General features: G+C 70.0%; 9 protein-coding genes and 1 pseudogene. 6 read left to right on the top strand and 4 right to left on the bottom strand.

Annotated elements, in window-relative coordinates; all coding sequences use genetic code 11:
• Window positions 1–139 precede the first annotated feature (139 nt).
• Window positions 140–358, bottom strand: coding sequence for a hypothetical protein (locus ACP4IX_RS26510; RefSeq protein ID WP_100048811.1), 219 nt, complete (start codon window positions 356–358; stop codon window positions 140–142).
• A 370-nt stretch (window positions 359–728) separates the two neighbouring features.
• On the opposite strand from ACP4IX_RS26510, the gene ACP4IX_RS26505 reads away from it, so the two are divergent.
• The 3 genes from ACP4IX_RS26505 (at window position 729) to ACP4IX_RS26495 (ending at window position 4,212) form a co-directional block, all read left to right on the top strand.
• The gene (locus ACP4IX_RS26505) at window positions 729–2,066 is read left to right on the top strand and encodes a hemolysin family protein (protein WP_426556936.1); all 1,338 of its coding nucleotides are present in this window, start codon (window positions 729–731) and stop codon (window positions 2,064–2,066) included.
• Complete coding sequence (locus ACP4IX_RS26500) at window positions 2,063–3,082, top strand: hemolysin family protein (RefSeq protein WP_426556934.1); 1,020 nt, start codon at window positions 2,063–2,065, stop codon at window positions 3,080–3,082. The genes ACP4IX_RS26505 and ACP4IX_RS26500 overlap by 4 nt, the downstream gene beginning before the upstream one ends.
• 212 nt (window positions 3,083–3,294) lie before the next feature.
• Complete coding sequence (locus ACP4IX_RS26495) at window positions 3,295–4,212, top strand: ion transporter (RefSeq protein WP_426556932.1); 918 nt, start codon at window positions 3,295–3,297, stop codon at window positions 4,210–4,212.
• Window positions 4,213–4,501: 289 nt separating this feature from the next.
• Here ACP4IX_RS26495 and ACP4IX_RS26490 read toward each other — a convergent pair.
• From ACP4IX_RS26490 to ACP4IX_RS26480, 3 genes and pseudogenes are all read right to left on the bottom strand, one after another.
• Window positions 4,502–4,719, bottom strand: a pseudogene (locus tag ACP4IX_RS26490) (Uma2 family endonuclease); the annotation flags it as partial.
• A gap of 215 nt (window positions 4,720–4,934) precedes the next feature.
• Complete coding sequence (locus ACP4IX_RS26485; RefSeq protein WP_426556930.1) at window positions 4,935–5,726, bottom strand: hypothetical protein; 792 nt, start codon at window positions 5,724–5,726, stop codon at window positions 4,935–4,937.
• A gap of 485 nt (window positions 5,727–6,211) precedes the next feature.
• Complete coding sequence (locus tag ACP4IX_RS26480; RefSeq protein ID WP_426520928.1) at window positions 6,212–6,778, bottom strand: Uma2 family endonuclease; 567 nt, start codon at window positions 6,776–6,778, stop codon at window positions 6,212–6,214.
• 807 nt (window positions 6,779–7,585) lie between these two features.
• Between ACP4IX_RS26480 and ACP4IX_RS26475 the strand changes: the two genes are divergently transcribed.
• The 3 genes from ACP4IX_RS26475 to ACP4IX_RS26465 all read left to right on the top strand — a co-directional run bounded on the left by ACP4IX_RS26475 (window position 7,586) and on the right by ACP4IX_RS26465 (window position 8,501).
• Window positions 7,586–7,867 (top strand): hypothetical protein, encoded by a 282-nt coding sequence (locus ACP4IX_RS26475; RefSeq protein ID WP_426520926.1) that lies wholly within the window; start codon window positions 7,586–7,588, stop codon window positions 7,865–7,867.
• Window positions 7,864–8,262, top strand: a complete 399-nt coding sequence (locus tag ACP4IX_RS26470; RefSeq protein ID WP_318213686.1) for a PIN domain-containing protein — start codon at window positions 7,864–7,866, stop codon at window positions 8,260–8,262. The genes ACP4IX_RS26475 and ACP4IX_RS26470 overlap by 4 nt, the downstream gene beginning before the upstream one ends.
• Window positions 8,263–8,366: 104 nt before the next feature.
• Window positions 8,367–8,501, top strand: a complete 135-nt coding sequence (locus tag ACP4IX_RS26465) for a hypothetical protein (protein ID WP_426520924.1) — start codon at window positions 8,367–8,369, stop codon at window positions 8,499–8,501.
• Window positions 8,502–8,516: the final 15 nt, after the last annotated feature.

Below are 8,516 nucleotides of genomic sequence, written 5' to 3'. Positions count from 1 at the left end.
TGACGCAGGATTCCCGCGCTGGAGGCTGCTCCGTAGCCCGGCGGTCCAGGCCGGCGCACCGCCCTGTGGAGCGCGGGGGGGGGGGGGGGCCCCCCCCCCCCGGGGGGGGCGCCCGCCACCACAGCCGTTGACCGGCCGGCTACTTGGCCGCCTCGAGGGCGGCGAGGGCCTGGGCCCAACGGACGTACTTCAGCTCGGCCAGGTCCGCGACGGTCTTGACTCCGAACGCCTCCTGGAGCAGCTCGCCGTCGCGGTCGGAGACCCCCTTCAGCGCTCCCACGGGAGCGGCGAGTATCTCCTGCAGGCTCTTGTCCGCCCACGCCTTGTCCAGCACCTTGTCCAGGTCGATCGAGGCCATGTGTGTCGTCTCCAGAGGTGCGCGGCCCGGGTCGGCCCAGGGCCTGTTTCTACAAACGAGTAGAAGCATAGAGTTGCCTCGGCGGGTGAAGAGCGCCCTGCGGGACGCCTCGCCGGGAAAGGCCGAAATCCGCCCCTGGGCTGACCAGAGGCTGCTTGGCGCGAAGGCCGTTCACTGGTGCTGGTGTGCCGGAAGTGAGGGGACGCATGCCGCAGGTGGCAGCCTGGTTTCAGCCAGAACCGTTCTGCTGTCTGCACCCACAGGTAAGGAGCCGGCGCTTGTCCGCCAGATCGACGGACCCTTCGGGGCTCGGTCCTCGTCCATTGCGCACCCGGTGTGCTGAGCACGGCCCGCGGCGGGGTGGTGAGGGATGAGTGCCGTGGAGGCCTGGCTCGGTGTGCTGGCCGTGTTCGTGCTGACCGCGGGAACCGGCTACTTCGTCGCCCAGGAGTTCGCCTACGTCTCGGCCGACCGGCTCGCCCTCGCCCGCGAGGCCGACGAGGGCGACAAGAAGGCCGGCCGTGCGCTGAAGGTGCTCGAGCGGCTGTCGTTCATGCTCTCGGGCGCCCAGCTCGGCATCACGGTGACCGGACTGGTCGTCGGATTCATCGCCGAGCCGGCCGTCTCCGCGCTGCTGAAGCCGGTGCTGTCCGGTCTCGGTGTTCCCGACGGCGCCGTCACCGGCATCTCGGTGGTGCTCGCGTTCGTGCTCGCCACCGTCGTGCAGATGGTGCTGGGCGAGCTGGCACCGAAGAACCTCGCCATCGCCGTCCCGGAACAGCTGGCCAAGGCACTGGCCGGCTCCACGCTGGCCTACCTGAAGGTGGTCGGCCCGGTGGTGCGCGTCTTCGACGGCGCGGCGAACGGGCTGCTGCGCAAGATCGGTATCGAGCCGGTCGAGGAACTGCACCACGGCGCCACGCTGGAGGAGCTGGGCCACCTGATCGGCGAGTCCCACGACCAGGGACAGCTGCCCCGCCAGACGGCCGAGCTGGTCGACCACGTACTGGAGTTCTCCGAGCGGACGCTGCGCGAAGTGATGGTGCCGCGCGTCGACGCGGTCTTCGTCCGCAAGGACGCCACCGCGGCCGAGGCCATCGAGCTCGTCGGACGGTACGGCCACTCCAATTACCCCGTGCTCGGAGACCACCCGGACGACGTCGCCGGTGTTCTCGGGGTGCGAGAACTGATGGGCCTGGCCGCTGCCCGGCTGACCTCCGGCACGGCCGGTTCGCTGGCCCGGGGGCCGCTGCTCCTGCCGGACACCTTGCCCCTGCCGGCCGCCGTGGAGCGGATGCGGGAGCGGGACGACGAGTTCGCCGTGGTCCTCGACGAGCACGGCGGGGTGGCGGGTGTCGTCACCTACGAGGACGTCGCCGAGGAGCTGGTGGGTGACATCGCCGACGAGTCGGACACCGTCATCGCCATCGCGGTGACGGACGGAGGCGGCTGGCTGGTGGACGCCGGGCGCCGTCTGGACGAGGTGGCCGAGGCCACCGGCATCGAGCTGCCCGAGGAGGACGACTACGACACCGTGGCCGGTCTGATCGTCGACCGGCTCGGCCGCTTCCCCACCATCGGTGACCGGCTCACCGTGGAGCTTCCCACCGGTGGAAGCGTCCTGATCGACGTACGCACCCTGGACCGGCACGTTCCGGAGCGGGTCCGGATCGAGCGGCTGGCCGACGAGGCGGAGGAGCAGGCATGAGTTTCCCGATGGCGCTCTTCGTCACCGTACTGCTGCTCATCGGCAGCGGATTCTTCGTCGCTGCCGAGTTCGCCCTGGTGGCCGCCAAACGGCACCGCATGGAACAGGCGGTCGCCGAAGGGCGGCGCGGCGCCAAGGCCGCACTGGCGGGGATGCGTGAGCTGTCCCTGATGCTGGCCGGCGCCCAGCTCGGCATCACCGTGTGCACGCTGGGCCTCGGCTCGGTCTCCAAGCCCGCGATCTCCCACGAACTCGACCCGCTGCTGCACGAGCTCGGCCTGCCCAGTGCGCTCAGCTACGGCATCGCCTTCGCGGTGGCGATGATCGTGGTCGTCTTCCTGCACATGGTGCTCGGCGAGATGGCGCCCAAATCGTGGGCCATCGCCCACCCCGAGCGCTCCGCGATGCTGCTCGCCCCGGCCTTCCGGGGCGTCGCCACCGCCGTACGCCCGCTCATCCGGGTCCTCAACCGGGTCAGCAACGCGCTCGTCCGGCTCTGCCGGGTGACCCCGCGCGACGAGCTGGCCTCCGTCCACAACCGCGAGCAGCTCACTCACCTGGTGGAGGAGTCCGAACGGCTCGGCCTCATCAACGAGACCGACTCCGCACTGCTCACCCGTTCGCTCACCGAGCCGGAAACCCCGGTGCGCGAGCTCCGGATCCCGGCCGCCGCGATCACCGCGGTCGACGCCGACGCCGACGCGGAACGGATCCTGGCCCTCGCCACCGCCACTGACCGCACTCGGCTCCTGGTCCGCGAGGGCAACGTCGTGCTCGGCTCGGTGCACGCCCGCGACGTCCTGGTCGCCCGCTCCCAAGGCCGGCCCACCACCGCCCGTGCCCTGGCCCGCCCCGTGCCCGAACTCCGTGAGGAGACCACGGTGGCCGAAGCGATCGAACTGCTGCGCCGACGCCGGGCCACCCTCGCGGTGGTCCGCGACGGCTCCGGCGGGCTCGTCGGCATGGTGAGCCTGGACGACCTGCTGGCCCGCTACCTCCAGCCCCGCCCGGCCTGAACAGCCGCCTGATGCCCGAGCGCCCCGGGTCGCCCTGGGGCGCTCGCGCGTATCCCTCCGGACGCGGCCGACGGCTCACCGGCACCACTCGCCCGTCAGAAACTACAGTGCTGTAGAAATCGATTCCGGAGCCGGATCGCCGACGTCCGGACCCTGCCCGCCGGAGCCGATCCGGGCTGGACGCCGCGCACGCGAGGAGACAAGGCAGCAGGATGCCCGAGCACCCAGTTCGCACGGTCCGTACGGCCCTGGCCCTACGATGCCGAGCCGTCACGGAGGCCCGGTGGTTCGCCGCCACCGTGTTCGTCCTGATCCTCGTGAACGCCGCCTTGCTCGGCATCGAGACGTACTCCGGAGTGGCCGCCGACTGGCACCACTGGTTACGCACGGCCGAGCACACCTGCCTCGCCGCCTTCACCCTCGAGGTCCTGCTGCGCATGGCGGCCCACGCCGACCGGCCCCGCGCCTTCTTCAAGGACCCCTGGAACCTGTTCGACCTGGCCGTCGTCCTGTGTGCCTTCCTGCCCTTCCTGCGCGAGAACAGCACCGTCCTGCGGCTGCTGCGCCTGGCCCGCGTGCTGCGCACCGCCCGCTTCCTGCCGCAGCTGCGCGTCATGCTCGTCGCGGTGGCCCGCAGTCTGCCGGGCACCCTGAGTTTCCTGCTCGTCGGGGCTCTGCTGCTGTACGTGTACGCGATGGTGGGCTGGGTCTTCTTCGGCCGGCACGACCCGGAGCACTACGGTTCCCTCGGCCGCGCCGCGCTCACCCTCTTCCTGCTGATGACCCTGGACGGCATCGGGGACGCCGTCCACGCCGGCCTGGACATCTCGCGCTGGAGCCTCCTCTACTACGCCTCCTACGTCCTGCTCGCCTCGTTCGTCCTCGTCAACGTCCTCATCGGCGTCGTCATCACCTCCCTCGACGAAGCCCGCCACATGGACCAGGACGAACCACCGGCCGAGTCGCCACACGCCGACCCGCCGACTGGAGACCACCTGCCCCTGCGCCGACGTATCGATGACGCCCGCCGAGCCCTGGACGCACTGGAGCAGGAACTCACCCGGTCCGTGCCCCACCCACCGGCACCGACCGACCGGTCGACGGTCACCGCCGCCCGGCGGCAGGCATGAGCAGACGGAGCTGCGGTGACGGCACGCGGCTCGATCGTGACGAAGCGGCCCTCACCGTGGTGCCGGGAGCCGGCTGCGGGGTGAGCGCCGAGGACGGAGGCAAACCGGACGCCCTGGGCCGGGGCAGCCGCGCCGTGGCGGTCACGGTCCCCCCACTGGGGCACGTGGGGGCCACACCGCCCCCTCATCCGCCAATGGGCCTGGGCAACAAGCAAGGCCCGGGTCGACGACCTGGGCCTTCTGCACGGAGCGGGGGCTGAGCAGTCCCTCTGACTGCCCGGCGGCCGGTTCAGATCCGGCCGGGGTCGATCTCCGCTGCGAAGGGGGCGGTGACCTTCAGGGTGCCGGCGAACACGTCCCCTTCGCGGTACGTCCTCGTCGCGGGGTCGAGCAGGTACGTATACACCAGCGGTGTGCCCGTCGCGGCCAGCTCGTCCGCCAGTAGAAGCCGATCCCGGCCGTGGCGTACTGGTCCGCCTTCACGATCCGGTCGGTGGTCTCCGAGCCCGATCCCGCTGCACTCGGCGTACTGACTCCCCCGGACCGGGGCGGCTCGAAGACCTCGGTCGCCCCGGCGCTTCCCTTTGCTCCCTTGCCGAGTGAACGGGGCAGGACGGGCCGCGTACCCCTCGGGCGGGACGTGGAACGCGGAGTCCGTGGACGGTGCCGTCGCGGAGCGTAGTGAAGACCGCGTCGACCCGTTCCCCCGCTCGGCTCCGCGATCAGTTGTGCTCCTCGTCGATGGTGACGGCGACCCCGTCCTCGACCTGGACGGCGACAGCGATGCCGCCCTTCTTGGCCGCGGCTTCGAGGTCTTCCTCGGTGCAGGGCGTGACGGTCTCCGCGTCACCGCAGACCCAGCCGGCGCCGTTGATGACGGTGTCGGTGCCGGTGAAGAACGCACGCTCGTTACCGTCGCGGCTGAGGGAGTACTTGCCCGGGGCCATGTACCCGAGCGTGCCGGAGAAGAGCCCCGACCTCTCGCCCTCGCCCGTACCGTTGCCGGCGCCGGTGCCGCTGTCGGTGTGGTCCTCGATGATGCTGACAGCCACTCCGTCCTTGACGTCGACCGTCGCCCCGAACCCCTTCTTGGCCGCGGCTTCGAGCTCCTCCTCGGTGCACGGCGTGGCGGCCTGGCCGTCCGCGTCACCGCAGATCTTGCCCGCACCCTGGATGTCGGTGTCCTCGGAGGTGAAGAACGCCTGCTCCGCGTCGTTCGCGTCCGTGACGGTGTACTTCCCGGGGGCGAGGTAGGAGACCGTGCCGACCCACTTGCCCGACACCGTGCCGCTCTTCGAGCCCTTCTCGCCCGACTGGGACTCACTGCCGGAACCGGCGCCGGTGCCACTCCCGCCGTCGTCGGACTTCCCCTTGGCGGCCGAGTCCGAGGCCGTGGCCCCGGTCGACTTGCCGGCGTCCTCCGTGTCCTCTCCCTGACAGGCGGTCAGCAGCATCGTCGTGGCCACCAGGGCCGCGGCGGCGAGGACGGACTTGCGGCGGTGCGTGCGAAGCATGGCGGGACTCCCCCTGCTGATGGTGATGTGGCCGGGCCGGACTGGTCGTTCCGGCTGGTCTCTGCCGTGTCGATCACCATCCTGAACGGTGCGGCGACCCCGGGGAAAGCGCGGTTACGGTGTCATGACACTCCTGTCGTGAGCACGGGACGCCGCTACAACGTCCACGAGCCCATGCGGCACGGCCGCCTCTTCCGGTGAGAAGGCGGCACCGATCCCTCAGCACTCCGACGACGAGGGACAAGAGGTCGCCGCCGGGCTGGACGCCACCGTGCGGAAGGCGCGGGCCGCTGCCACGGAGAAGGAACCCGGTAGGCCTTCTGGCACGAATCTGGCACGCGGCGAGTGATCGCGGAACACAGCAAAAAGGCCCGGGTCTCTGACCTGGGCCTTCTGCATGGAGCGGGTGACGAGAATCAAACTCGCACTCTCAGCTTAGGGGGCGCAACGCCGCAGGCCGAGCATCCCCTCTGCCCGCGACCCATTCAAATCTGGCCGAGGTCGATCTCCGCCGCGAAGGGGGCGGTGACCTTCAAGACGCCGGCGAACACGTCCCCCTCGCGGTACGTCCTCGTCGCGGGGTCGAGCAGGTACGTATACACCAGCGGTGCACCCGTCGCGGCTTGCTCGATCCGCCAGTAGAAGCCGATCCCGGCCTTGGCGTACTGGTCCGCCTTCACGATCCGGTCGGTGGTTTCCGAGCCCGGCGACACGACCTCGGCCACGAGCAGTACGTGCTCGGGCCGGGTGGGTGTGATGTCGATCGTGTCCGCACGGTAGACGATGACGTCGGGGCGGCGATTGGTCAGCGGGACGTCCTGCAGTCGGACGTCGAAATCAGTGTCGGCGTTCCAGTCCGGGCCTGCGGCGGCGTCCAGGGCATTCGCCAGGAGCCGGGCCAGCCGATTGTGCCGCTTGGACGCGCTGGGACTCACGACGACCATTCCATCCACGATCTCGATGCCGGCGCACTGCTCCTCGGACCACGACTCGTACTCCTCCGCCGTGATCTGCTCGTGCATCCACGCCGGGGCCACCATCTCGGCAGTCATGACACGCCTCCCGGACACTGTGCGGCGGGCCTGGTCCCGCGCGACTCAGCGTACTGCGTTCGCTCGTGCGGCGTTCTGCGCAGAACTCGGCTCGCGGTTGCCTCTCATCAGCCATGCGAACGCTCTGTTGCCCGTGCCGGCAGTTGTGACTCCTCTACAGGAGCGGACGGCCGAACGGAGACTTGCGGCGCTACCGTCCGGTCTTCTGGCTCCGGTAGTAGCGCCTGGTGAGGGCGTGTGTCTGCCGGTGCCGGGCTGATGGGCGGAGCAGGTACCTCGCCTGACAGGCACCCGGAGGACAAGAATGGACGTGGCGGTGTTCGAGCCCGCGTTCCCGGGAGGTGTCGGACAAGCCTTCTGGCACGAATCTGGCACGCGGCGGGTGATCGCCGAGAACAGCAAAAAGGCCCGGGTCGATGACCTGGGCCTTCTTCATGGAGCGGGTGACGAGAATCGAACTCGCACTCTCAGCTTGGGAAGCGACGGCGCTCGCACAGGCTCCATGGCTCTGACCAGCATTGATACCTGACCCTCGAGGCGATCGTGCGTGTCGGAACGCACCGTCGTCGACCGTGGCTTTCCGTTCTCACGGGCATGCGGAGGGCACGGGACCTCGGAAAGCGGTAGGCCGGCGCCACCGGGGAGACGGCTGCACACGGTCCGTCCAGTGCGGGGATCAGCTGTTGGACGGGGCGTTGCGGCCGCACTGCATCCACGGGCGCCTGGCGCCGGGGCCTCTGTCATTCGATCAGAGCCGCGCGGTGCACTCTCCGCCCGCTGTGCTATGTCGAATGGCATACTCGGAGTGTGACTGACGACGACGTTGACTTCCCGCCCGGCGACGGCCCCACCAGCGGTATCTCCGTCACCTTGACCGCCGGAACCCTGCAGGCCATCCGTGAGCGGGTCGGCAAGCGAGGCGTCTCGGCTTACCTGGAGAAGGCGGCCCAGCGGCAGATCGAACGCGACCATCTGGACGAGCTGATCGCAGATTTCGACAAGGTGCACGGTCCGGCCGATCCCGAGGCCGTGGCGGCCAAGCGTGCCCGGCTGACCGGAGGCGCCACGAACGCCGGGGCGGCCGCGTGAGCGGTGTCCTGGTCCTGGACAGCGAGGGCCTGGCGAAGGCCGTACACCGGGATCGGGAAATCCACGAGTGGCTGACGGCGGCTCGCGACGCGGACCTGCCCGTGATCACCTCGGCGGCCGTGTTGGTCGAGGTGATCCATCCCAAGATCAACGATGCCGCACTGAAGTGGACCCTGTCCCGCCTGAGCGTCGAGCCGGTGACCCAAGCCGTCGCGCAATCCGCTGCCGCCTTGCTGCGGGCAGCGGGGCTGCACGGCCATAAGTACGCCATCGACGCCATGCTGTGCGCGACCGCCTTGCAGCATCCTGGCCGGGTGACGATTCTGACTTCGGACGTGGAAGACATCGGGCTGCTCACTGCCGAGCATCCGCGCCTGAGTGCGGAGAAGGTCTGAGCCGCGACGCCTTGTAGAGGCGGTGCTCGCCGTGCGGACTCGGCTCTGGCTCAACGGTCTCCTGCCCGGTCGGCAGGTCGGCAGGTCGGCAGGTCGGCAGGTCGGTGGTGGGCGAGTGGGACCGGTCCGCGGCGGACCTACAGGCGGCTCAGGCGTGGCTGCACGACGTCGTGGTCAACGGGGAGATCAACTACGCCGCGGCGCACAGGGCGGTGCTGCGGAACTGGGGTGCGGCCTGATGGCTGATGAGAGAG

Origin of the sequence: Streptomyces sp. WG5, assembly GCF_049974565.1 — a bacterium.
In the GTDB taxonomy this organism is placed as follows: Bacteria; Actinomycetota; Actinomycetes; order Streptomycetales; family Streptomycetaceae; genus Streptomyces.
Note: the sequence above shows the minus strand (reverse complement) of the source record. Positions and strands in the feature narration are given on the sequence as shown.